General features: G+C 35.3%; 24 protein-coding genes and 1 pseudogene. 16 read left to right on the forward strand and 9 right to left on the reverse strand.

All coding sequences use genetic code 11. The annotated features are described in order from the left end of the window. Nucleotide 1 precedes the first annotated feature (1 nt). The 4 genes and pseudogenes from LF886_RS20260 (at nucleotide 2) to LF886_RS24200 (ending at nucleotide 2,678) form a co-directional block, all read left to right on the forward strand. Entirely contained in the window at nucleotides 2–220 is a 219-nt protein-coding gene (locus tag LF886_RS20260; RefSeq protein WP_103232767.1) for a (4Fe-4S)-binding protein, read from the forward strand. Next, on the forward strand, nucleotides 220–615 hold the full coding sequence (locus tag LF886_RS20265) for an OsmC family protein (RefSeq protein WP_236851343.1): 396 nt from the start codon (nucleotides 220–222) through the stop codon (nucleotides 613–615). Before LF886_RS20260 ends, LF886_RS20265 begins: the two co-directional genes overlap by 1 nt. A gap of 1 nt (nucleotide 616) precedes the next feature. Continuing rightward, nucleotides 617–904, forward strand: coding sequence for a GNAT family N-acetyltransferase (locus LF886_RS20270; RefSeq protein WP_236851344.1), 288 nt, complete (start codon nucleotides 617–619; stop codon nucleotides 902–904). A 215-nt stretch (nucleotides 905–1,119) separates the two neighbouring features. Further along, nucleotides 1,120–2,678: pseudogene (locus LF886_RS24200) on the forward strand (sodium:solute symporter). Nucleotides 2,679–2,746: 68 nt separating this feature from the next. Here the strand turns inward: LF886_RS24200 and LF886_RS20285 are convergent. Further along, nucleotides 2,747–4,984, reverse strand: a complete 2,238-nt coding sequence (locus tag LF886_RS20285; protein WP_236851347.1) for a reprolysin-like metallopeptidase — start codon at nucleotides 4,982–4,984, stop codon at nucleotides 2,747–2,749. A gap of 338 nt (nucleotides 4,985–5,322) precedes the next feature. Here LF886_RS20285 and LF886_RS20290 point away from each other — a divergent pair, with 338 nt between their 5' ends. From LF886_RS20290 to LF886_RS20300, 3 genes are all read left to right on the forward strand, one after another. Beyond that, complete coding sequence (locus LF886_RS20290) at nucleotides 5,323–5,841, forward strand: hypothetical protein (protein ID WP_236851348.1); 519 nt, start codon at nucleotides 5,323–5,325, stop codon at nucleotides 5,839–5,841. Between the two features lie 110 nt (nucleotides 5,842–5,951). Continuing rightward, nucleotides 5,952–6,803 (forward strand): transketolase, encoded by an 852-nt coding sequence (locus LF886_RS20295; RefSeq protein ID WP_236851349.1) that lies wholly within the window; start codon nucleotides 5,952–5,954, stop codon nucleotides 6,801–6,803. 97 nt (nucleotides 6,804–6,900) lie between these two features. Then, a complete protein-coding gene (locus LF886_RS20300) occupies nucleotides 6,901–7,845 on the forward strand; it encodes a transketolase family protein (protein WP_152290811.1) in 945 nt (314 codons plus the stop codon). Between the two features lie 197 nt (nucleotides 7,846–8,042). Here LF886_RS20300 and LF886_RS20305 read toward each other — a convergent pair whose 3' ends face one another. The 5 genes from LF886_RS20305 to LF886_RS20325 all read right to left on the reverse strand — a co-directional run bounded on the left by LF886_RS20305 (nucleotide 8,043) and on the right by LF886_RS20325 (nucleotide 10,767). Then, nucleotides 8,043–8,561, reverse strand: coding sequence for a hypothetical protein (locus LF886_RS20305; protein WP_236851350.1), 519 nt, complete (start codon nucleotides 8,559–8,561; stop codon nucleotides 8,043–8,045). Then, a complete protein-coding gene (locus LF886_RS20310; protein WP_236851351.1) occupies nucleotides 8,539–9,018 on the reverse strand; it encodes a hypothetical protein in 480 nt (159 codons plus the stop codon). Before LF886_RS20310 ends, LF886_RS20305 begins: the two co-directional genes overlap by 23 nt. Before the next feature lie 73 nt (nucleotides 9,019–9,091). Then, nucleotides 9,092–9,631: a hypothetical protein gene (locus LF886_RS20315; RefSeq protein ID WP_236851352.1), complete on the reverse strand. Its 540-nt coding sequence runs from the start codon at nucleotides 9,629–9,631 to the stop codon at nucleotides 9,092–9,094. Nucleotides 9,632–9,657: 26 nt separating this feature from the next. Continuing rightward, the gene (locus tag LF886_RS20320) at nucleotides 9,658–10,194 is read right to left on the reverse strand and encodes a DUF4375 domain-containing protein (RefSeq protein WP_236851353.1); all 537 of its coding nucleotides are present in this window, start codon (nucleotides 10,192–10,194) and stop codon (nucleotides 9,658–9,660) included. A gap of 39 nt (nucleotides 10,195–10,233) precedes the next feature. Next, nucleotides 10,234–10,767, reverse strand: coding sequence for a DUF4303 domain-containing protein (locus LF886_RS20325; protein WP_124530724.1), 534 nt, complete (start codon nucleotides 10,765–10,767; stop codon nucleotides 10,234–10,236). Between the two features lie 809 nt (nucleotides 10,768–11,576). Here LF886_RS20325 and LF886_RS20330 point away from each other — a divergent pair. From LF886_RS20330 to gwsS, 6 genes are all read left to right on the forward strand, one after another. Continuing rightward, nucleotides 11,577–11,798 (forward strand): TIGR04139 family peptide modification target, encoded by a 222-nt coding sequence (locus LF886_RS20330; protein WP_236851354.1) that lies wholly within the window; start codon nucleotides 11,577–11,579, stop codon nucleotides 11,796–11,798. Nucleotides 11,799–11,891: 93 nt separating this feature from the next. After that, nucleotides 11,892–12,788: a hypothetical protein gene (locus LF886_RS20335; RefSeq protein ID WP_236851355.1), complete on the forward strand. Its 897-nt coding sequence runs from the start codon at nucleotides 11,892–11,894 to the stop codon at nucleotides 12,786–12,788. Between the two features lie 2 nt (nucleotides 12,789–12,790). Beyond that, nucleotides 12,791–13,687, forward strand: a complete 897-nt coding sequence (gene gwsG / locus LF886_RS20340; protein ID WP_236851356.1) for a grasp-with-spasm system ATP-grasp peptide maturase — start codon at nucleotides 12,791–12,793, stop codon at nucleotides 13,685–13,687. Next, the gene (locus tag LF886_RS20345) at nucleotides 13,684–13,863 is read left to right on the forward strand and encodes a hypothetical protein (RefSeq protein ID WP_236851357.1); all 180 of its coding nucleotides are present in this window, start codon (nucleotides 13,684–13,686) and stop codon (nucleotides 13,861–13,863) included. The genes gwsG and LF886_RS20345 overlap by 4 nt, the downstream gene beginning before the upstream one ends. Before the next feature lie 146 nt (nucleotides 13,864–14,009). Continuing rightward, the gene (locus LF886_RS20350) at nucleotides 14,010–14,747 is read left to right on the forward strand and encodes a hypothetical protein (protein WP_236851358.1); all 738 of its coding nucleotides are present in this window, start codon (nucleotides 14,010–14,012) and stop codon (nucleotides 14,745–14,747) included. Between the two features lie 14 nt (nucleotides 14,748–14,761). Next, nucleotides 14,762–15,832, forward strand: coding sequence for a grasp-with-spasm system SPASM domain peptide maturase (gene gwsS, locus LF886_RS20355; protein WP_236851359.1), 1,071 nt, complete (start codon nucleotides 14,762–14,764; stop codon nucleotides 15,830–15,832). 78 nt (nucleotides 15,833–15,910) lie between these two features. Here the strand turns inward: gwsS and LF886_RS20360 are convergent, their stop codons facing one another. The 3 genes from LF886_RS20360 to LF886_RS20370 all read right to left on the reverse strand — a co-directional run bounded on the left by LF886_RS20360 (nucleotide 15,911) and on the right by LF886_RS20370 (nucleotide 21,753). Continuing rightward, complete coding sequence (locus LF886_RS20360; protein WP_103231618.1) at nucleotides 15,911–16,288, reverse strand: hypothetical protein; 378 nt, start codon at nucleotides 16,286–16,288, stop codon at nucleotides 15,911–15,913. A gap of 69 nt (nucleotides 16,289–16,357) precedes the next feature. Continuing rightward, nucleotides 16,358–16,828: an Lrp/AsnC family transcriptional regulator gene (locus LF886_RS20365; RefSeq protein WP_034696982.1), complete on the reverse strand. Its 471-nt coding sequence runs from the start codon at nucleotides 16,826–16,828 to the stop codon at nucleotides 16,358–16,360. Nucleotides 16,829–16,962: 134 nt separating this feature from the next. After that, nucleotides 16,963–21,753, reverse strand: a complete 4,791-nt coding sequence (locus tag LF886_RS20370; RefSeq protein ID WP_236851360.1) for a translocation/assembly module TamB — start codon at nucleotides 21,751–21,753, stop codon at nucleotides 16,963–16,965. 4 nt (nucleotides 21,754–21,757) lie between these two features. Here LF886_RS20370 and tsaD point away from each other — a divergent pair, with 4 nt between their 5' ends. Genes tsaD through LF886_RS20385 form a run of 3 tightly spaced genes read left to right on the forward strand, consistent with a single transcriptional unit; the run spans nucleotide 21,758 to nucleotide 23,858 of the window. Beyond that, complete coding sequence (gene tsaD / locus LF886_RS20375; protein WP_236851361.1) at nucleotides 21,758–22,774, forward strand: tRNA (adenosine(37)-N6)-threonylcarbamoyltransferase complex transferase subunit TsaD; 1,017 nt, start codon at nucleotides 21,758–21,760, stop codon at nucleotides 22,772–22,774. Then, entirely contained in the window at nucleotides 22,771–23,166 is a 396-nt protein-coding gene (locus LF886_RS20380) for a hypothetical protein (protein ID WP_236851362.1), read from the forward strand. The genes tsaD and LF886_RS20380 overlap by 4 nt, the downstream gene beginning before the upstream one ends. Beyond that, nucleotides 23,163–23,858 carry an RsmE family RNA methyltransferase gene (locus tag LF886_RS20385; protein ID WP_236851363.1) on the forward strand — a complete coding sequence of 232 codons (696 nt, stop codon included), beginning with the start codon at nucleotides 23,163–23,165 and terminating at the stop codon, nucleotides 23,856–23,858. Before LF886_RS20380 ends, LF886_RS20385 begins: the two co-directional genes overlap by 4 nt. The last annotated feature ends 34 nt before the right edge of the window (nucleotides 23,859–23,892 follow it).

Genomic DNA, 23,892 nt, shown 5'->3' on the forward strand with positions numbered 1-23,892 from the left:
TATGGAAACACACGAATATCCCAATGGTAACATTACTGTCATCTGGCAGCCTGAAAAGTGTATCCACTCTGCTATATGTGTAAAAACACTTCCAAAAGTCTACAATCCTAAAGAAAGACCTTGGATAAAAGCAGAAAATGCAACTCCGGAAGAACTAAAAAAACAGGTAGACTTATGCCCTTCAGGTGCATTAAGTTATAAATTCAATACAGAAAAATAATGGCGGTAACAGTAAAAGCAAGTTTAGGAAAAACAAAATACTATACCGAAGTAACAGCCGGTGAAAATACGATCATCACGGATGAACCGGTTGATAAAGGCGGACAGAATAAAGGTTTTAATCCTATGGAAATTCTGGCTACATCACTGGCAAGCTGTACAGCTGCTACGCTGAGAATGTACATTGAAAGAAAGGAATGGGATGTAGAAAACATCAATGTGGAAGTAGAACTTGAAAATTATCCATTAACAAAAAGAGCCGTTTTCAAAAGAGATATTACCTTTGAAGGTATTCTGGATGAGGAGCAGCTGAAAAGACTGCATACCATTGCTGATGCCTGCCCCGTTCATAAAATATTAACTAACGACATAGAAATACTAACTAAATTCTCATAACATGATCGAAGTAAAACAAAACAACGACGAAAAACACGGAAGTTTTGAAGCTTTCATAGATGGAAGACGCGCAGGAATGATGACCTATACCTGGGCAGGAGAAGAAAGATTTATTATAGACCAAACGGAGGTGGAAGAAGCCTACAACGGAAAAGGTGTAGGTAAGGAAATGCTTCTGGCAGCAGTAGATTTTGCCAGGAAAAACGGGAAAAAGATTATTCCCCTCTGTCCTTTCGCTAAAGCAAGTTTTCAGAAAAGTGAGGAACTGCAGGATGTATTAGTGAATTAGTCACTGTTTCCACACTTACCATATAAACCTTTCAGAGTATTTCTGGAAGGTTTTTTATTTTTAAATTTTTAGACAAAATCTATATTCAGAGCACTTATAAAATAAACTGCAGCGCAAATTAACGGTTCGCAATTCACTATAAAACTGACAGCTTTGTAAATTCTCAATTCACGACTGATCTTTTTTATATATTTGCTAAAATTTAAAAATCAAGCATGAATCCAGGAACTATCCTTTTGCTATTTGTTTTCATTTATTTTATCGGCCTTTTGGTGATTTCTTATTTCACCAGCAGGAACTCTGATAACCAGTCGTTTTTTATCGGTAACAAAAAGAGTAAATGGTGGCTCGTTGCATTCGGGATGATAGGAACCAGCTTAAGCGGGGTTACTTTTATTTCAGTTCCGGGAACCGTGGGTAAAATGACCGGCTCCGAATATATTTATGGTGGCTTTGAATACTATATGATGGTCATTGGGTTTTTCATCGGATATTTCATTGTAGCAGCTGTACTGCTCCCACTCTATTATAAGATGAATCTGACTTCCATTTATACCTATTTAGGTAGAAGATTCAATGTGGAAGCCCATAAAATAGGCTCTATATTTTTTATTATCTCAAGAGCCATTGGTGCTACAGCAAGATTATATCTGGTGGTAAATGTTTTACAGATCTTCTTACTACAGGGTCTTGGAGTACCTTTCTGGGTGACTTCTCTTGTTCTTTTGCTGATGGTCCTTCTGTATACTTTTGAAGGCGGTGTAAAGACAATTGTTATTACTGATACTCTGCAGACTTCTTTTATGATTATCAGTCTTGTAGCGTGTATCGTTTTTATTCTATCAAACCTGAATTTATCTTTTGGTGAAGCCTATACGATTCTGGAACAGAAAAATTATACTCATTTCATCAATTTTGATCCTAATTCTAAAACCTTTTTCCTGAAAACCATTTTGGGAGGGATTTTTATTACGATTGCCATGACTGGACTGGATCAGGAAATGATGCAGAAAAATATTTCTGTAGACAATCTTAAGAATTCAAAGAAAAACATGCTGACCTTTGCAGGAACTCTTCTTTTGGTAAATCTTGCCTTCTTATTCCTTGGGGATTACTTTATCTTTTTGCGATACAGCACGGCGCTGAATATGGAACTCTTAATTCTGAAACGATAACTAATATTTTTGGATTTAAAGATTCAACAGGAAATATTAAAAATATAATGGGCGACGACCTTTTCCCTGCTTTATCACTTCAGGGATATTTCCCAATGGCTATTTCCGTTATTTTCATTATCGGATTGATTTCAGCATTGTTCCCTTCAGCGGATGGAGCTTTAACGGCTGTAACGAGCTCATATTGTGTAGATTTATTAAACCTTAATGAAGATAAGACCAAAACTGAAAAAGAGAAAAAACGCCTTCGTATGAAAGTGCATTTAATTTTCACAGTAGTTTTCTTCATCCTGATCATGGTTTTCAAAGCACTGAATGACAAGTCTATTGTTTATCTGATCATGGAAATTGCAGGGTATACATATGGACCGCTTTTGGGACTTTTTGCTTTTGGAATTTTCACCAAGTTTCAGATTTCCAGAAAATATTCCATTCTTACTGTTACCCTTTTAGCACCTGTATTGACTTACTTCATCAATCTGGCGGTTACGACTTATACAGATTACAGAATTGGGGTAGAACTCATTGCCCTTAACGGGCTTCTGACCTTTATTGGTTTATGGCTGGTAAAAAACAAACAATATTTAAAAGTTGTTTAATCTTTATACAAAATAAAAAAGGCTGTTTTCAATAGAAGACAGCCTTTTTTTATTCAATGATGGATTGCTTATTCTTTAATCCACTTGATTGTTTTCTCTAGATTTTTAGATTTAACCTTGATCAGATAATCTCCTTTTATCAATTGAGATAGGTCAAAAGTACCTACTTTATCATGGTTCAATTTGTTATTTGCTTGGTTGAACACTAATCTTCCGCTTACATCATACACTGTAATATCATACACTTCATTTGAGTTGGTAAATTTGATATTCAGAAGTCCTTTACTTGGATTAGGATATACTACAAATACATCTTGATTGGCAGCTGCTTCACTCACGCCCAATGTCTGAGTAATGGTAAAGTTAATAGGGTTAATGTTGTAGAAAACATTCGTCTCTGCTGCTACCATAATTCTTGCTTGTGTGGTAGTCACATTAGGAATGGTAATGGTCTCGGAACCATCATTCGGAGTAGAAGCCAAGATCACAGTAGGATACGTAAGACCGCCATCCGTTGAAAGGTAAATATTTACAGTAGCGGCATTCACAGGAAATGCTGTTGTATTCGCCACATTCCATGTGATGGTCTGAGTAGAATTACCCGCCCAGCTTACGGCTGTAGTCGGAGCAGTTACAGTGAACGGTCCTGAGTTTCCATCAACAGTAATGATTGCATCATCGTTGGCAACTCCTGCGCAGCCTGCATTATTATCTCTTACAGTCAGTCTGAATTCCATCGTTCTGGCATAAGATGGTAAAATTTCTCCTCTGGTTACTGTATTATTGATTACATCTGTAATTTTAGGGAAATATCTGTAAGGAACCGTTACAGGAACAAATGATCTGAATATAGCTGCATTTAATGTTGGTACATTCCAGTCACTTGGCGGTCCTACATCATTCTGTTCCCATGAGTACGTAAGTGGATTATTGTCTATATCTGAAGCTGATCCTTCTAATCTAAAAGGTGTACTCTTAGGTATCGTATAATCACCTCCTGCATTTACTGTAGGAGCAAAATTATTGGAAGGAATGGTCACCTGACATGTTGTAGACTGAACTTTCGCCGTAATAGACTGGAATGATTTGGTATGAAAAGTAGGTATACTATTGGCTGCCAAGTTATTGACACTTCCACAAATCCCTGCATAGGCCATAATAGTAATACCGCTTCCCGGTTCTACAGCATTGGCTGCACTACGGTTTCCTCCTCCACAGCTTCCTGTTGTTGCATTAAAAGTATGTGGACCTCCAAACTGATGTCCTACTTCATGGGCAACATAATCAATATCATAAGGGTCACCAACAGGGTTCGGTGAACCAGTGATCCCTCTTCCTTTATTTCCATTGTTACAGATTACTCCTAATCCGGCTAATCCACCACCACCGGTACTGAAAGTATGTCCGATATCATAATTGGCATTTCCTATAAGTAAATCAATTTGAGTCTGGCTTTCGTTAATTAATGTACCTGCAGAATTATTTCCATTAAATGGATCTGTAGCTGCATTGGTAAAGACTACATTGGCTTCATTATCCACTAATACCAATCTTGAAGCTACTTCCTGCTCATACACTCCATTCACTCTGTTTACAGAAGTTACAATTGCAGAAAGTGTTTGTGCAAGAGTAGGCGTAGCTGTACCTGTTGCCGCTACTGCATATTCTCCTGTACAAGCTACGGCAATCCTGAATACTCTAATTTGAGTTCCTACGCTTGGAGCCGTGGTTTTTTGAGCGTTTTTTTTTCCCAGTGGAGAATCATCCTCATCTTTTACTCCGCAAGATCTTGGGGTTTTATCAATTAAATCACTTTTCTTATAAATGATATAATTGTTAACATCCAATTTTGCATAAGGATCAATATAAGTATCTCCAGCTACCACAGATTTTATCTGCGCATGGAATCCCAACTCTGTAAAATCAAGTTTTATAGTAGCATATTTATCATCCATTCCCTGTCCTGTCAAAGTAACGATCTGAGGGAATTGGCTGGCAAGTCCTGGAGCCATTACGGAAGATTTCCAGATTCTGAACTTTGCTTTTGTACCGTCAGGCATTGGCAGTACAATAATGGGTGCGTTATCTTTACGATCACTGTCTTTCAATTCCGGAACGGAATTAAAATAGCTTTTCATTCCAGCCACATCCAAGGTATAAGTCAATGACTTTTCCGGTTGTACTGTTCTGTTTTTAGGATCTGCCTTAATAGATCTTTCACTGATCACTGTAAAGAAGTCCTGTGCCTTCCCTGAGGAAATCGATATGACGAATATCCCCAAATAAAATAATTGTTTAATTTTCATATATAATGGTATGTAATTTTTATTAATCCAAATAATAAGATCAAAAACTAAAGAATTGTTAGTTAAAGATCAATAATTCAAATAACATAGAATTATAAAATTAGTTAAATTAATCCAATAATCACATATTAAAATTCAAAAAAAAGCAATATTTAATTGCAAAAAAGCAACGATCAGGCTACCACAAAGCATTCAACTTAATAAGTAAATTTTAAAATTTTCTCTTTATTAAAATAACTGATTTTATAGACTTTTAGCATTTTACTTATCTTTGAAAAGGATAATATAAATCCATTAGAAAATTCATTAGAATAAAAAAAAACATAAATTAAAAAATCATGAAAAAACTTATATCGATTTTCACATTAGTATTAACATTTGGATTTATGAATGGTCAGGAAAATTTTGAAGTATCCACGTTAAGAATCGGGCCCTTTAAAGTCTTCATGCCAAAGGCTGATGCTGAAAAGATTGCAGGGATACCATTGACAAATTCAAACGGAGAGAAGAAAAATATTGTAAAATACAATGGCGAAACCATTCAGATAGATCTTTTTGATAATTACATCAATGAAGCCAATCCAAGTGTTCCTTCCATTACTTACATGGCGACAACCAGTAAAAAATTTAAGACCAAAAGCGGAATCGGTGTGGGAAGCAGCAGAGATGATCTTATCAACGCCTACAAAAATTACCCTAACTTCAGTGTTCGCCCGGACTGGGATGCTAGTGGCAAACCGATTAAAGATACTGGCTATTTTAATATTGAAGACAGTCAGGCAGGAACCCTATTAAGCTTTAAGTTTATTAATAATATCGTTGTTGAAATTTCCGTTTACCTCAACGAAGGCTGTTAAAAGCAGGAAAATATTCAAATTAGTCAAAATCCGGATTTTTATATCTGGATTTTTGCATTTCCATAAGCCGGTAAAAAATTGTAAATTCGCATGTAAATAAATCAGATATAATGAGTAAAAGTATTGAAGAGTTAAAAACTCTTACTACGCAGATCAGAAGAGACATTTTAAGAATGGTTCATGCTGTAAATTCTGGTCACCCAGGTGGAAGTTTAGGTTGTACAGAATTCTTCACAGCCCTTTACGGAAAAGTAATGAATTATACTTTGCCTTTTACAATGGAGGGTAAAAATGAAGATCATTTCTATCTTTCAAACGGACACATTTCTCCGGTATTCTATTCTACTTTAGCTAGATTTGGTTTTTTCCCGGTACAGGAATTAAGTACTTTCAGAAAATTAGATTCAAGATTGCAAGGTCACCCTACAACTCATGAAGGTCTTCCGGGAATCAGAGTGGCTTCAGGGTCATTAGGACAAGGTCTTTCTGTGGCTTTAGGGGTAGCTCAGGCTAAGAAATTAGACGGAGACAACTCTTTGGTATATACTCTACATGGAGACGGAGAATTGCAGGAAGGTCAGAATTGGGAAGCTTTCATGTATGCTTCTGCTAAGAAGGTGGATAACATCATTTCTACAATTGACTATAACGGACAACAAATTGACGGAAGCACAGACAATGTACTTTCATTAGGAAATCTTCATGCAAAACTGGAAGCTTTTGGATGGACTGTTTTGGAAGAGAAAAACGGGAACGATCTTGAAGCGGTAATTGCTATTCTTGAGAAAGCAAAAACAGAAACTGGAAAAGGAAAGCCGGTTGTTATTCTTCTTCATACAGAAATGGGTTACGGAGTTGATTATATGATGGGTTCTCACGCTTGGCATGGTAAAGCTCCTAATGATGAGCAACTGGACACAGCATTCAAGCAATTGTACCTAGAAGCTCCAGCTGATTATTAATTATAAATGATCAATTATTAATGATAAATGATGATCACAGAACTTTATAATATTGTTGATCAGCTTTCATTTATCAATTATCAAAAACTTTAGTAAAATGAAATATACATATACAGAAAAAAAAGATACACGTTCAGGATTCGGAGCAGGATTAGCTGAACTTGCAGATAAAAACCCTAATGTTGTAGCACTTTGTGCAGACCTTATCGGTTCTTTGAAAATGGAGAAATTCATTGAAAAAGCTCCGGAAAGATTCTTTCAGGTAGGGATCGCTGAAGCGAATATGATTGGTCTTGCTGCAGGTCTTAGCATCACAGGGAAAATTCCTTTTACAGGAACTTTTGCTAACTTCTCTACTTCAAGAGTGTATGACCAAATTCGTCAATCTGTTGCATATTCTAATAAAAATGTAAAAATCTGTGCATCTCACGCAGGTCTTACTTTAGGAGAAGACGGTGCTACCCACCAGGTTCTTGAAGATATCGGGATGATGAAAATGCTTCCTGGAATGACGGTAATCAATACTTGTGACTACAATCAGACAAAAGCTGCTACATTGGCGATTGCTGACCATGAAGGTCCTGTATATTTAAGATTCGGAAGACCGGTAGTTCCTGTTTTCATCCCTGAAGATATGCCTTTCGAAATCGGAAAAGGAATCATGCTTCAGGAAGGTACTGATGTAACGATTGTTGCAACAGGACACCTTGTATGGGAATCTCTTCTGGCTGCTGATGAGCTTGAAAAAGAGGGTATTTCTTGTGAAGTAATCAACATTCACACGATCAAGCCTTTGGATGAAGAGATCATTTTAAAATCTGTTGAAAAAACAGGTAAAATTGTAACAGCTGAGGAGCACAACTACCTTGGTGGTTTAGGAGAATCTATTGCGGGTATGCTTGCAAGAAAAAGACCTACAAGACAAGAATTCGTAGCGGTAAACGATACTTTCGGAGAGTCTGCAACACCTGCGGAATTGATGAAGAAGTATAAAATAGATGCTGCAGCAGTGAAAGAAGCTGTAAAGAGAATTTTAGCTTAAGATAAGTTATTTTATATAGACAAAACACGGCGGTTTCTTCGAAACCGCCGTGTTTTGTCTATTGTATAAAGTTGATTGAGTTGTGTATATAACCACCCCGTCAAAAATTCTTTGAATTTTCGCCACCCCTCCAGAGGATGGGAATGGTAATACTTATAGTCGTCATTTGAACCTCAACCTTACTTTTCTTTACTAATTTATTGTTCTTGCTGATTCATAGGAATTCCTACAGCGATCAGAACAGGAGATAAGATTTCCTGTATGTACTCATCTTCTCTTCTACCGGAAGCTTTGGAACCAGAAAAATAATTGCTGATTCTATAGTTCTTTACAAACTGATTTCTCTTCTTCCCGATGGAATAATAATACGTTCCTCTTTCATCATTAACAAAATAGGTCATTTCATCAAAGTTCATGAGCTTTTTGGAAATTAATAATTTTCTATAAATACATTTCTCGGATTTATCAAATACATATTTCACAGGAACTCTGAAAACCAGGTCAAACAGGAAGTAGATCATGTAAATTGCCCATATTCCCAACGCAATATTAAACTGATCTCTGGACATTTTATCCATAAAATAATAGATAATCACTGGAAGTGCAACCACACCAAAGGCAAGCCACCACACCAAAGTACGCAGGAAATTGTAATTGGGCATAAAGCTTATTTCACTTCCGTTTTCTTCAAATTTATAACGGTCTGTTACGTTCATTGTCTCCTCCGTTGATGTTCATAATATCTTCTGTTTCGTTTACCATTTTCTGTATTCCTTTTTGGGTAATGGCCTGTCCTATCGTAAGTTTCTTTTCCTTACCCTCTACTTCAAAATAAATAGACAGTATTACATTGGTGGTAATAAATCCCATGTATTTTGTTGCCAGTACATGAAAATTTCTGAAATTCTCTATCGGATAGGTTCTTGCCGGAACAAAAATGGTGTGTTTTCCTGTAATGGTCATTCGGTCCATATCAATGATGAATTTCTTGGTAAAAAAATTAATCGAAATAAGTACTACCACTGCAATAAGAACATAGCTAAGAGTTCTGACACTATTAAAAAGTAATCCTGCTACGATCAAAAAGAAAATACAAAGCACCATTACAAATACGGGCTGATTTTTAAAGATATATTGGTTTCCTTCTTGTTTGTAAAATTTGTAATTGTTCATAATTAATATAATTGTTGTTGATAATTTGATTTGGGGTTTACTGTTATAAAAATAGGTTTATCAAAGATTCCATCTATTCAAAACGCTGGGCAATTTCATCCTCATTAAGGGTTTTCAGAGTATTCAGATCTGTTCTGAAATAGGTGTCGTGAATGGAGAAATAGGCATCCATTTGTATGTTGGTCTGTTCCGATGCTTTTTTCCAGTATGTAATAAACCATTGTTCAAACAGGCGGTACTTTTCATCATTATATTCATCCAGAATTTCATCAAAATCATCCTCTTCATAATCATCCTGAAAATCTGAAGCTTTCTGCCATATTTCTTCTGGAATCAATGCAGTCCACTTTTCATCATCATTCTTGTTCTTTTTTGCTGGCAGGGAGATTGTTTCTGTTGCGATTTTACCTTTACTGTTAACACCCCAGAAGATGATATTCAGATATTCAAATTCATATTCAAAATAAAAAGCTTTGATATCGGATTGAGTATTGCCGCTAAGGTAATTAATTCCTTTACCTTCCAACAAATGAATCAGGTCTTCAGTAAGCAGGACACTGATTTCATTGAGATAGTTTTCAAATTCAATATTAAGTTTCTTAAGGTCTTCCATAGCTCTATTCATTTAAGAGTTCAATATTATCTCTCGATTTCCCTTCCTACCCATTTCTCAAGCTCTGAAAACATGTCATCAATAGTCAGAACTTTCAGGTCCGGATGATTTTTCAACCATTGGGCATGAAGCTCTGTTAAGTTTTCCTCAAGGTCGTAAAATGAATCATTTTTCAAAGTATCTCTTGTGGGGTTGGAACCAAAATATTCACTTTCCAAAAACGTTTCCAATTCCCCCTTATTCAAGCTCTCCACCTTTAAGGACTGTTCCAGAAAAAGGTCTAAATGTTTTTGAGCGCCTATTTTCTTTAGCCCTTCTTCAATGATCTTATTAAGTTCTGTCGACCATCCGGAATTCCATACAAACTGAGAAAAGTTTCCGTTTTTATACTGACTGATGTAATAATCAACATAGTAACTGGTGATTGAATCTTCATGCATATTCTCCTCTTCTATTCCTTCTTCGTCTAAGAGGCTTACCACAGAAATATTGGAGCGGATTATATCATAAGGGTCGCTACTTTTATAGGAGGCTTCTGAGACAATTATTTTATCGGTCTTCATATGTATATATTTAAAGTGTTTTTTTAATTCCTCATTCTTTTAATTGCCCCAGGTAGCCATCCAGTCCAGATATTCACTTTTGTATTCATTATCATTGAGTCTGATGATAATATCCTGCAGATCTTTTGTCTCAAACTCATACTCTGAAACCGTAAATATCAGGAAAACATCTTTGCCTGTGATTTGTGTAAAAAAGTTTTCATTTTTAAGTTTCTCCAACACTTCGATGCATGTAGAATAAAGTGTAGTCTGAAAACCTTCAAACCACTGATCATCATCGTCATGTTTATCCAGTTCCGTCCTCAATTGAGTACAGATTTCATTGAATTCTTTATCGGCTCCTTTCATTTCATAGATCCATTCTGCCGGCTCATATTTATAATAAAGAATGTCGTCTTCATCTGCCGTTTCCATTACTTTCATTGTATTGGCAGCAGGACAGACCGTCATTGCTCCCTCGTCACTGTACAATGCAAAACTGTAAATTCCTTCAGCTCCATGTTTTTCATACACTTCTAAAAAAGCCTTCTTAGCAGCATTTTCTATCTGCTGTTTCAAAATTTCAAAATCCATACTTCTTTTCTTTTTAAAATGGGCGGTAAAATTACCTTTATCCTGCCAAATCAAGGCATTATATTTTTTAGAAGTCTAGCCAGTTTCACGATTATGGATAATTTATTTTAGAATTTTATGATCATCAGACTTGCAATTTCTTCGATTAATCCTCAAAAATATTATTATGGTCAAGAATATATCCTACTTCTCTGAGAATATTTTTTTTCATTGATATTCTGTTATATCATTTCTCAATTTAGTGATATTTCCGGGAAAATTTGTTTCTGTAAGCATTCATATTGGTTACATGATAAGAATTTTCAATGATTTTCTGATTCCCAAATCTTCATTGGGATGATGATTACCCGAACCATTTTTGTTAAATACTATTGATTTTTGCAAAAGAACTCATAAAAACACAAAATTTTCTCACAAAAAAGGTGTTAAAACCTTGATTTCCAACACCAATTTAACTTATTGTACAATAGAATATATTCCGTGCAACATGTTATAATGATCTGATATTTTCTTTACATGATCAGACTTCACTTTATACTTTTTCAAATTTCAGATATTTCACCAAATCCAAGCTATAATCAAGGTCAAAATTTGTATTTGTGCATAGAATAAAAAACAAGTGAATTGCACATTTTATCCCACCGACGTGATCTAAATATTTATAGTTTTACTCCAATCAACGTTGACAAAAAACATTCTTCATTTTTAAATTGTATGTGTACAGTGCATGATAAATAGAAGAATGATTCGCCCAAATGTCAGGGATTATATGACACAAATGATTTCATAAAACATCAAAAATTACCAACATGAAAAAATTAAATGGAATGAAGAGAGATTTCTCTTCTTTGGAAAACAAGAAAATGAAAAACCTGCAAAACATTCACGGGGGAGATGATACAGCAAGAACATCAGAGCCTACTCAATGTGGCAATAATTGTTCTGATACAGCTTATTACAAAGATGGTATTAAGACAATGACTTTAACGATTGAAGGCCCTAGTACAACAACCCTTATTAACAGGAAATAAAATCAACAGGACTGTATATAATCAATCTACAGTCCTGTCTTTATAAGTTACTTCCAAACTAATAAATCCTTCTGCTCCCAATAATAACGCAATATGAAACAAAATCAAAATCTTCATTCAAAATATATAAGCTATTTGATTCTTTGCTTATTCTTTAGTTCCTGCAAAAATCGAAATTATATTCAATATTATAATAAAGTAAACGAGATTGATAGTATCTACAGGATAGGAAAACAACCTGAAAAAGCTGTAGTCTTATATAAGAAGCTGTTTAGAAGATATCACCCTTTGAACCAAGAACGTATTGAGGAATATGAAACCTATATCAGACTTGCAAACAAATACCATAAAAAATTTGGAGGCAAAAAAAGTCTTTACAAATTAATTCCTTTAGTAGCTCCTTATTGGAAATATAAAAAACAAGATGCGCATTTCATCAAGCTTTATAAGAAATATAATATTGATAGTCTTGAAATAGAAAAACATATTGCAAAATGGGAAAAAAGTCTTGATAGAAAATTAGTTGATTCCTTTACTGTTGCATTCAAGCGTGACCAATATGGAGGACGAACAAACAAATTGGATATTTTTAAGAATGATAAAAAGAATGCTGAGCTTCTTCAATGGACATTTGAAAACCAAGACTTCCCAACGATGCAAAAAATAGGTTTATGGAATGGAGATGTTTTTATGCCTATGGGGGTATTATTACTACATATGGCAGATTATGATGAATATTATAATTATTTCAAAACTAAAATATTAGAATATGTAAAATCAGGTAAATGCAGACCTCGCGACTATGCTGCTATGATAGATCGAAATAACTTACATCATAAAGTCCCTTATACCTATGGAGTTTATCAGGGATATGAAAATATAAAAGATTCATCAAAAGTAAACCATAACCGAAAAGATATTGGACTTCCAAGTTTAACATACCGAAACAAATTAGCAAAAGATTTAGCCGATAGTTTAAAAACCAAATGATAATGATTTTCTCAAATGATAATGACAGAACAGCGATTGAAGTTATGCGTTATCTCACTTCAATGAATAAAGACTTTATTCATATTCATGAAGATGAAGTTTTTGTAATCAAAATTCTAAAAAAAAGGTTCTTTTTACAAAGTCAGAAGAACAGTTTTTTTCTTGATGATATTTATAGTGTATGGTATAGAAGAGGTGGATTACAATTTAAACGTTTACAATACAATAATACCTCTATAAATATTCATATGAATGAAGCCCAACATTGGCTTGAAGACTATGTACTTCGTACTTTAGAATCTAAAAACCATGTGAATAAACAAACTAGAGCTCATATTAATAAGCTTTTAGTATTGGAGTATGCCCAGAAAACAGGTTTTGATGTACCCTCTTATTTCCTAGCTGAAAGTACCGACGAAATCCCAATAAACCAAACAATTACAAAAGCAATTACAGGAAATGTAATACTAGATAATATATTAGATAACCAGAATGGCATCATGTATACAACTATAGTAAAGAAAATGGAGAGACAAAGTTTTTTCGTCTCTTTTTTCCAAGAGAAAATAGAAAAGGATTTCGAAATAAGGACATTTTATATCAATGGTGAATGCTTCTCAATGGCTATTTTTTCTCAAAATGATGAACAAACTAAAACTGATTTCAGAAAATATAACACAAAAAAACCTAATAGGAACATACCATATAAACTTCCTCAAGATATTGAATTAAAAATTCATAAGCTTATGCAAATATTGGATCTAAATTGTGGTTCACTTGACTTCATTAAAAGTGATGATAAATATTATTTCTTAGAAATTAATCCTGTTGGACAATTTGCTAATGTAGATTATCATTGTAATTACCCCCTATTTAAAAAAATAGCAGATTATTTATGAAAATTAAAGTTAAAGAAAAAAACAAGCTTCCGCTTAACTTCAAGCATATTGAACCCTTCGCTGATCAGAAACTTAAAAAACCTAATGATGTTGTTTATGTTTTAGCCTGCGAAAAATATCAGACTAATTTCTATATAAGAGAAAAGCCGGTGAAATCCCTTAATCGATTATTATGAAGTATTTTAATATAAAAAAAGAAAATCTATGTATTAATTTTAAGTATATAATTTACCCCATTTTTTATCTATCTCTTTGTGCCTGCAAAAATCGAAATTACATCTTATATTATAAGAAGGTAAACGAAATTGACAGTATTTACAGAATGGCTAATAAACCTGAAAAAGCCATAAAAAAATTCAAAAAATTATTTCAGAAGTATGAACCTAAAAACCAAGAGCTTACTGAAGAATATGAAACCTATATTAAACTTGCAGATCAGTATCATAAAAACTTTGGTGGAAAAAAGAGTCTATACAAACTCATTACATTGGTAGCTCCCTATCCTAATGAATATAAAAAGCTTTATCCGCTTTGCAAGAAATACGGAATAGACAGTCTAGAAGCAGACCAAAAAGTAGCCGACTGGAAAAAGAGTCTGAATAAAAGACTAATAGACTCCTTTAGTATTGCTGTGATCCGTGACCAAGAGGGAAGGCCTGAAAAAACAGCCCTTGTAAGTAAGAACATTGAAAAAAATGTAGATCTTTTTTTCTGGACATTTGAACATTATGGATTTCCTGATGGACAAAAAATAGGCAGATTAGGAAACAATGATGTTTTCATCGCCATGCCTACATTGCTAAGCCATATGATTGGTTCAAAAAAATATCCTGAATTCAAAAAAAAATTATTTGAATATGTAAAATCTGGTAATTGTTCTCCTCAAGAATATGCCTTAATGTCTGATACATATGATTACTATAGAAATACTGCTGTACGATACAGCTTACGGAATAATGATAAGGATTCTGTTCGGATTAATCGCAACAGAAAAAGTATTGGGCTTCCTAGTATAAAACATTCATCTAAAATCAGAAAAGATAAAATTAAGAAAAAATAATATTTACCTAATTTATGAAGTATTTTAATCTATTCAGCAACATCCTGATCACCAAAGGAGCCACCCGGATATTGATCTCAGATCTGCAGAGAAATGCGTCAGAATTATATCCATTGGAACTGCATGAGCTTATAGCAGAGCTAAAAACTCATTCTATTGAAGATATACTGAAAGATTACGATAAAGAATCCAGATCAATTGTTCAGGAATATATCAATCTCCTGCTTGAAAAAGAATATGGATTTGTGACTGAAAACGATTGGGACAGAAATTTTCCTCCGCTTTCACACGAATATCATGAACCTAGTATAATAACAAATGTCTTTATAGAACTGGAAGAAATAAGCTTGCTGAAAAAAATAAAACCATCAGTAGAAAAACTAGGAATAAAGCATTTGGTTATTTACAGTATAAAACCATTAACTGCACAGGAATTTATAGCAATTGACGAAACCTTCAAAGCCTCAGTGCTATCAGGGATAGAAATATTTTCTCCCTTCCATCAGGAAACAAACCTATCTTTTATACAGGTTCTTCAAAAAAATACAGTCAGAATATACAGCCTCATTTTCTACAATTGTTCGAAATCTCCTTTCAAAGCTAAAGATGAATATAGATTCTCACTTCATTTTCTTGAAGATGATCTGAAACTATCTGCCTGTGGAAAAGTGGAACTGAAATATTTCAATACCAACCTTCCAAAAGTGCTGGAAGCAATGAACCACAATTCCTGCCTGTATAAAAAGATAGGCATTGACAGAAACGGTAATATCAAAAACTGTCCGCTGATGATTGAAAGTTTTGGAAATATCCATAATCACAGCCTTGAAGAAGCAATAGTTCAACCGGATTTCAAAAAATATTGGGACCTAACTAAAGACAATATAGAAATCTGCAAAGACTGTGAGTTCCGGTATATCTGCACAGACTGCAGAGCATACACCGAAAATGCCGTTAAAAACAAAAAAGGAACAGATGTGTCAAAACCTTTAAAATGCGGCTACAATCCCCATGTAGGAAGATGGGAAAACTGGACAAAGAATCCTTTAAAGCAAAAAATTTTCCATTCGCTGGAACTCAGATAATCTTTTTTCTCTCCTGTGTTTACAAACCGTTTTTAAATTAAATTTAAAAGCGGTTTGTTATCTTATTGTAATTAGATCTTATTTGAAAAATTTCCATTTCGGGATAATGGCAAGCATTCCGAATCCTGTAAACAGGAAAAGATTGGTAACATCTGTATACAGGAAGGTAGACAGATAGTAATTGTGCATAAAGAAGTGCATCACCAGCAAAGCCGGAAACATAAAGATCCCTACTTTTCTGTAAAAGAACATCAGCACCAGCCCCAGCATCATCAGTACATCAATTGAAAAAATAACGTAGAAGTACCACCTTGGGATCTGCAGGTATTCATGCTGCAGATATTCATCCACATCAATTCCCAAGCCCATTATGGTAAACAACATCAAAGCTGCAAATGCCAGAACAAATCCCCATCCTTTCTTCGGATCTTCGTCAAAATAACTGTATTCTTCCATACCTACAAAAATAAAGAACTTATGAGAGATTTCATAAGTTCTTTTATAATTATTCGTTTAAAATTTGACTTACACAGAGATAGCGTTGATCAGTCTGTTTTTGTCACTTAAGAATTCTTCCATAGAAATCATACTTTCAGTTCTCATTACGTCCTGAATGTCATCTATCTGGTAAATAATTCTTTTAGCATCATCCGTATTCTTAGCTCTTACTTTACAGAAAATATTATATTTCCCGGAAATAACGCTAGCCTCAATTACGTTTGGTAAAGTTGACAATTCTTTCAATACTTCCTGAGTACGGTTTGATTTTGTCAAAAGGATACCTATGAAAGCTGTAAAGTGGTAATCTAGTTTACCATAATCGATATTAAGAGATGATCCCAAAATAATACCTGCATCTTCCATCTTTTTCACTCTTACGTGAATTGTTCCAGCAGAAACGTCCATCTGCTTTGCAATTTCAGTAAAAGGCATTCTTGTGTTTTCTACTAAGAAATCAAGAATCTTCTTGTCTATTTCGTCCAGTTGATAGTTCATATTAGTTAAATTACAATTTCTTTAAAAAATCTATGTATTTTTTGCAAATTTACGAAAAATAATTTAACTAAAAAATATATATCAAATATTAACAATAATTAACACAGATGATAAAAATCATTAAAATATTCTAATTATTTAGCATTTGATTTTATAGAATCTGTTTTTATTTCACCTTTTGCATCTGAGGTTTTTTTGTCTTTTTTCTTCTTTTTAAACAAAGAATTGAAGCTTTTACTCCACACGACCCCTCCACCATAAGCTTGGTTAGCAGAACCGTTTGTACTCACCATTCCGATGTTCGTAGGCTTGGAATAAGCACGTATAACCAGCGTACCGTCATTCTTTTTAGACAAATCATACTCTACAGACCCTTCTGTAGACAAATAATTGTTTTGTGCCCCATCTGTTTTCGATAATGGAATACCCAAACCGGTTTTTATATTTACTCTTGGAGAAAGAGCTACACTCAATCCGGCATTTGCTCTGTCACCAAAATTTGAATTCTGGTCCCCTTTTACATAATTCAGGTCAATCTGAAATTCATTACTCATAGTATTAAGTACAGATCCCAGCTGTTTCAGTAACATATTGTATCCGGAAGATTCTGCTACATTTCCTACATTCACATCCACCCCGCCGGAGTTTGATACGTTGAAGGTACTCAATAGCAGGACAGAACCAAACTGAAGGACTTTCTCTCCTTCCTGGCTCATTTTCGCAGCAAGAGTTTCCCTTACCTGACTGGATACATCCATAGCGGTTACATTAAGATCAATATGAGGGTCTACCAACGACTGGGTAATATGGGCCTGAAGCAAGATACTGATAGGTTGCAGTTTCCCCATGCTTAGATATTCCCCGGCATTGGAAACCATCCTCAGATAGTTGGCATTAATGTCTAGTGCGGGTTTCATGGCATCACCATCCCATCTGATACTACTGTTCCTTTCTATCTGGAAAGTTTTATTAAGAATTGCTTTAGAAACAAAGGTCCCGTTATCTACTTTATAGGTCCCGCTCATCGCAATATTCCCCTGCCTGTTCATGTGGAACCTCAGCGGGTCCGCTGATCCTTTTACGGTAATATTTCCAACATCATCACCCACCAGTACATTTACAGTGGTTCCTTTATCTACAGCCAGATTGAAATCGATATTCATATTGGCACCCGTCTTTTTCTTTTCTTCCAGCGTAATCAGACCGTCTTTTCCTTCTTTAAGGAACCTCAGCATTTTGAATTCCTCAACATTGGAAGTGGAACTGGAATTAAAGGTAAAGGTACTTCCGTTAAGTGCCTTCATATTAGGAGTGGTAATACTCAATCCCGAAACAGGTCCGTCCACATAGAGATCTCCCTGCCCGTAGACTCTTCCCCAGAACAGGTCAAAATCTTTTTGTGAGGTATTCAGCATCAGCAGGTTGTCTGCTCTCATTACGAGAGATACCCCCATTGAAGAAAGGGTTTCAAACTGGATCGCCCCGGAAATATTCCCTTTGGAATTGCTTCTTCCGTCATGTACCTCAATATTGTTAAGAATCGCAAGACCTTTCGTCAGCTGAATCACTGTGTCATCAAACGCGTAATCTACTCCCGTGAATAACAATTTTAATCCAAAATCTTTTAAAGCAATATCTCCATTGTAATCCAGATTGCTAAGTTTTCCATTGATTTTAAGATCTCCTGTAGCTTTACCTCGAATGTTTCCAAAAATAGTCTGTACAAACTGTTGTGTAAATGACAGGTCAAAATCACGCATTTCTGCGGTAAGATCAATGATCGGCGAAGAAGTATTATTGTTGACAGTTCCTGTCAGATTAAGGCTGTTATTTCCAAGTACTCCCGCAGAGTGTACTTTTACATCAATATCATACACATTCAGAGAGAATCCATTGGTGGCAGAAATAGAGATATCCCCCATATCATTGCCATTCATCTTAATATCATCAATGGTAAGATCTACCAGTGGCTGCAGTGTGCTTTTATCCATTTTGATTTTCACACTTCCGTTGGCAAGCCCCTTTATATCCATTGTGTTTCCTCCGGACTGCATTTCAAGAAGCTTTTCCACAGAAAAATCGTTGATATCAGCATCTACGTAGAAATCTTTTGCCGATTTAAACTGTGCTTCTTTAATAAACAAAGCACTTTTATCAGAATAAACCCTCAGATTTCTGATATCAAAATCTCCGGTTTCTCTTCTATATGTAATGGAATGATTCAGTTCCGGACTTGTATCAATGGCCCAGGTAACTTCATTGAATTTCACTTCAGTAGGTTCAAACCTGAATACATAATCTCCTGCTGCATCCGTAGACTGATCTACATTGATGGCATATTCTTTAAGCTTTTCATTCAATTCATCATCAGGGCTTCCGTGTTTAAATACGGTCGCTAAATGAAGGGTATTTCCGTTTTCATTATTTCCTTTAAGCTCAAAATCTTTGATTACGTTTTTGTTGTAAACCACTCTATTGATCTTCGCATACAATTGCTGATTAAGGTCTGCTGTGTTAATTCTAACTTTAACACTATCAACCATCGCACTGTCTCTGTTGAGATTCTTGCGGTCATTCACTTTATAATCAGGATTGGAAGCTGCCAGCGCTTTATCAGCATCGGTAATTTCCTCTTCCTTCGTCATGATATATTTCAAAGAAGCTGCATCCAGATTCAGAATCAGGTTATTTGAATTTCCGTCATATTCTCCTTCCACCAATGCTCCGTTCGGCAATCTCAGGTCAGGTAAAAAGTAATTCACCAATCCTTGCTGAACATCAAACTTCAGGGCAAAATTCTGCCCATGATATAATTTTCTCGGTGGCGGGCCTACCAAAATTCTTCCTACCCCATTTTCTACCATTCCGACAAGATCTGCCAGGCTGTATCTTCCGGATATTTTACCCGTAGCTGCTCCCGGCGCATCTACATCAATCACACGTCCTCCTGCTTCTACGAATGTTTTCAATTTGGCATTTGGAATATTATATTTTTGAGTAGCCGTAGCAAAGTGAAGATTATTGGCGTCGACATCTAAAGTAAGATCGTTAATGGAAGACATGGCCATCTTCCCATCTACCTGACCGCTTACCACCTGGCTGCCAGGTTTATTGGTAAAATAGTTCATGTTCAGGTAAGTAACGTCTGCATTCACATCCATTGCCACTCTTGAAGTACTGAAATCTATCAATCCTTTGATCGTAGCTTTTGCCTGCTCATCATTGACGGTGATAAGTCCGTTGTATTTTTTATGATCCAATAATCCGTCCAGATAGAGATTATTGATCGTTTTATCCATAATTTCAATACTCGCAATCTGAGATTTGGTTGTCAGACGCATTGTATTCACATCAAAGCTCTGTCCGTTCAGATCAAATTTACCGGAAATTAAACCTACTGTTTTATTTTTTGTAATGACAGAGGTATTAAGATCTTTCACATCAAGATATCCTGAGTATTTAGGCATCGCAGTACTATAGCCTGTCAATGTCAGCTTAGAAATTTTAGCCTGCCCGATTCCTGTCATTAAGTTTCCGTTATCCACATAGATCTGATCCGGATTTACCTTTGCCGTTCCGTTGTACTTTAACTTTCCGAAATCATCTGCAAAGTTCTTCATCTTTTTGGAGATAAAGGAAGGCATCATTGCTTTTAAATCTTTATAGGTAAAATCTGTAGAAAGGTCTTTCGTTTCAATGGCAAAATGTCCTTTCAGCAGATTGTCAACCTTCATTGTTTTGGTTGCAATATTGACATCAGGATTTCTGATCAGAAAATTTTCAAGGTGAAATTTATTCAAAGGACCCGTCATCGTTCCCGAAAGATTAAACGGTTTTATATTATCCCAGTTCGTCACAAAATAACTGATATCGTAACCGCTTATCTGGCTTCCCTGCTGAATATTCATATCCCATCGTACCCTGTCAGCAAAGTCCGACCATGAACCGTCATGAAGATTAAATTTAATATTCCCCTGAAGTAAGGTATGATCTGTATTCAGTGTAAGATCTTTTAACGATAAAAACTGTTTCGTTAAAGACAGTTCTGTGGAAAAAGTATCTACAATATGAGATTTCCCCCATCTTGAAGTGACAAATGACATGTTATTGATCAAAGCTGAAACATTCGGACCGTTGACCTTAACATTGGGTGCTTTTAAATTGAACTTGGTTGCTGTAAGCCATTTCCCTTCTTCTCCGGGAGAGTTTTCATTAACAATAGAAACTTTAGAATCAATGATCTGCACTCTGGAATTCAGCTCAAAAGGAGGTTTTTTAGGATCTCTTTTTTTCCCATCATCAAAGAGTTCTGTAAATCTTACAAAGTTGGAGATACTGTCTCCTTTATAGGTAATAACTTTTACATCAGCATTTACAAGGGTCAGAGAATTGAAACTTAGAGAATTGCTTTTTCCGGAGATGGCATTTACTGCAAGGGATATCCAGTCAGAATCTGCACGGAATTCACGGGCTGTAATAAAATCAAATCCTTTATAATCTTTTACTTTTAAGCCTTTTATGGTTACATCTCCAAAGTAGTTTACATCTACACTTTCTGTTGAAAAACCTGATTTAAAATCTTTATTTACGATCTGAAGAGCCTGATCTGCTGCCCATTGTTTTGTAACCGGAAGATTGATGACAACAAGTATTCCTCCAACAAGAACAATACCCAGCCAAAAGAGAATCAAAAGGAGTTTTGCCCACCATGCATAGCTGGTAACATCCTTTACCGCCTGCTTCCCAAACTCTTCAGCTGTTTCCACAGGATGGTGTATGGCATCCGAGGCCAGCTCAGATGCTTCTTTCACTGTCTCCCGCACTTTTCCTTCTACATTTTCGACAGTTTTTTGTACCTGATCCCCTAGGTTTTCAGCTACTGATTTTTTATTCTTATTCTCGTTATTATTCTCTAACTTTGCCATTATTATGAGCGACTCTATAATTTTAGGTATTGAATCGTCCTGTGACGACACCTCAGCAGCTATCATCAAGGGAAATTCTATTCTTTCAAACATTGCCGCGAATCAGGCCATCCACAAAGAATATGGAGGTGTTGTTCCTGAATTAGCTTCACGGGCCCATCAGCAAAATATTATCCCCGTTGTTGAAAAATCTTTTTCTAAAGCAAATATACAACAAAATGCTATCTCTGCTATAGGATTTACACGTGGACCTGGACTTTTAGGATCTCTTCTTGTAGGAACATCATTTGCTAAGTCTTTGGCTATGAGCCTTAATGTTCCATTGATTGAAGTAAATCACCTTCAGGCACACATTTTAGCCCATTTCATCGAAGATGCAAATCCTGTGCCGCCTACCTTTCCTTTCTTATGTCTTACCGTAAGCGGAGGACATACCATGATTGTATTGGTAAAAGACTATTTTGACATGGAAATCATCGGGAAAACCATTGATGATGCCGCCGGAGAAGCTTTTGATAAGATCGGAAAGATTTTTGACCTCGACTACCCTGCCGGACCTATCATTGACAGACTTGCTAAAGAAGGAAATCCTGACGCTTTTACATTCAATAAGCCAAAGCTGGAAAACTATGATTACTCTTTCAGCGGAATTAAAACTTCGGTATTGTATTTCATTCAGAAAGAAGTCAGAAAAAATCCGGATTTCATTAAGGAAAATTTAAATGATCTCTGTGCTTCTGTACAAAGGACTATTATCGAAATTCTGATGAATAAACTTGAGAAAGCAGCCAAAGATCTCCATGTGAACCAAGTTGCTATTGCAGGTGGTGTTTCTGCCAATTCTGCACTGAGAAAAACAATGGAAGATAACAAAGAAAAGCTAGGCTGGGATATCTACATTCCCAAATTCGAATATACTACAGATAATGCTGCAATGATCGCCATGGTAGCGAAACTCAAATTTGAGAGAGGAGAGTTTACCGATTTGAGAACTTCAGCAACAGCAAAATATGATTTATGAAAATACTCTTAGAAGAAAAAATACTGGGGACACAGTCTAAAAAAAATTCAAAATATTATTGGGTATTAGAAACCATTACAGGAAAAAATGATAGCCAGGAAAATTCTTTAGATTATTTTCCATCAAATTCTGAAAAAGGATACATTCAGGATATAAAAGAAGAAATTTTAAAATCAATCAATTCTGAACATCTTTTTAGTTTTCCTTACACTCCCAAAGAAGGAGATTATTTGTCTATTAAAAATAATTTGAGAAAGCAGGAATACTTAAATCTGATTTTTATTAATAATAGTTGGATTGAAGAAATATTTATGTGTTCTTATCGGGATTGTGATACAGACATCTATACAACCATCAAAACAGGAGTTGCATTTTTAACTCAGGATATATGAAATTATTTTACGGAGAAATAGCAGATCAAAAAGTAATCATCAACGATGAAGAACAGCTGCATATCATAAAAGTTCTTCGGATGAAAGATGGTGAAGACATTCATGTGACAGATGGAAAAGGAAAGCTGGCTGCCGGAAAACTCTTTATAGAAGGTAAAAAAGCGGGTATTGAAGTTTCTGAGATCAAAGAAAACCTGCCCGAATTCAATCCAAAGCTTCATATTGCTATTGCTCCGACCAAAAACATTGACAGAATTGAGTTTTTTGTGGAAAAAGCTGTAGAGATGGGCATTTCTGAGATCACCATTCTTGTAACTGAAAAAACGGAACGTAAAAATATCAATATTGATAAGATCAGAAAACAGGCTATTGCTGCATCAAAGCAAAGTTTGAGATTTCATTTCCCCGTGATCAATGATGTTGTAAAGCTGACAGACTTCCTAAAAAACATTGATCCGGAACATACTTTTGTGGCGCACTGTCATGAGAATCTGGAAAGAATTGACCTTAAAAATATTCCTCAACTGGAACAGCTTACTTTTTTAATAGGACCTGAAGGTGATTTTTCTGAAAAGGAAATTGCATTTCTGGCAGAAAATAAAGTAAAAGCGGTATCTCTCGGAAATCAAAGACTGAGAACAGAAACTGCCGGAGTTTTCGTAGCAGCTTGGAATTATTACAATATGATATAGATATTAAATCAAAAAAATAGTTTTCGAGCTATTG

This window comes from Chryseobacterium sp. MEBOG07, assembly GCF_021869745.1.
GTDB classification, from domain to species: domain Bacteria; phylum Bacteroidota; class Bacteroidia; order Flavobacteriales; family Weeksellaceae; genus Chryseobacterium; species Chryseobacterium viscerum.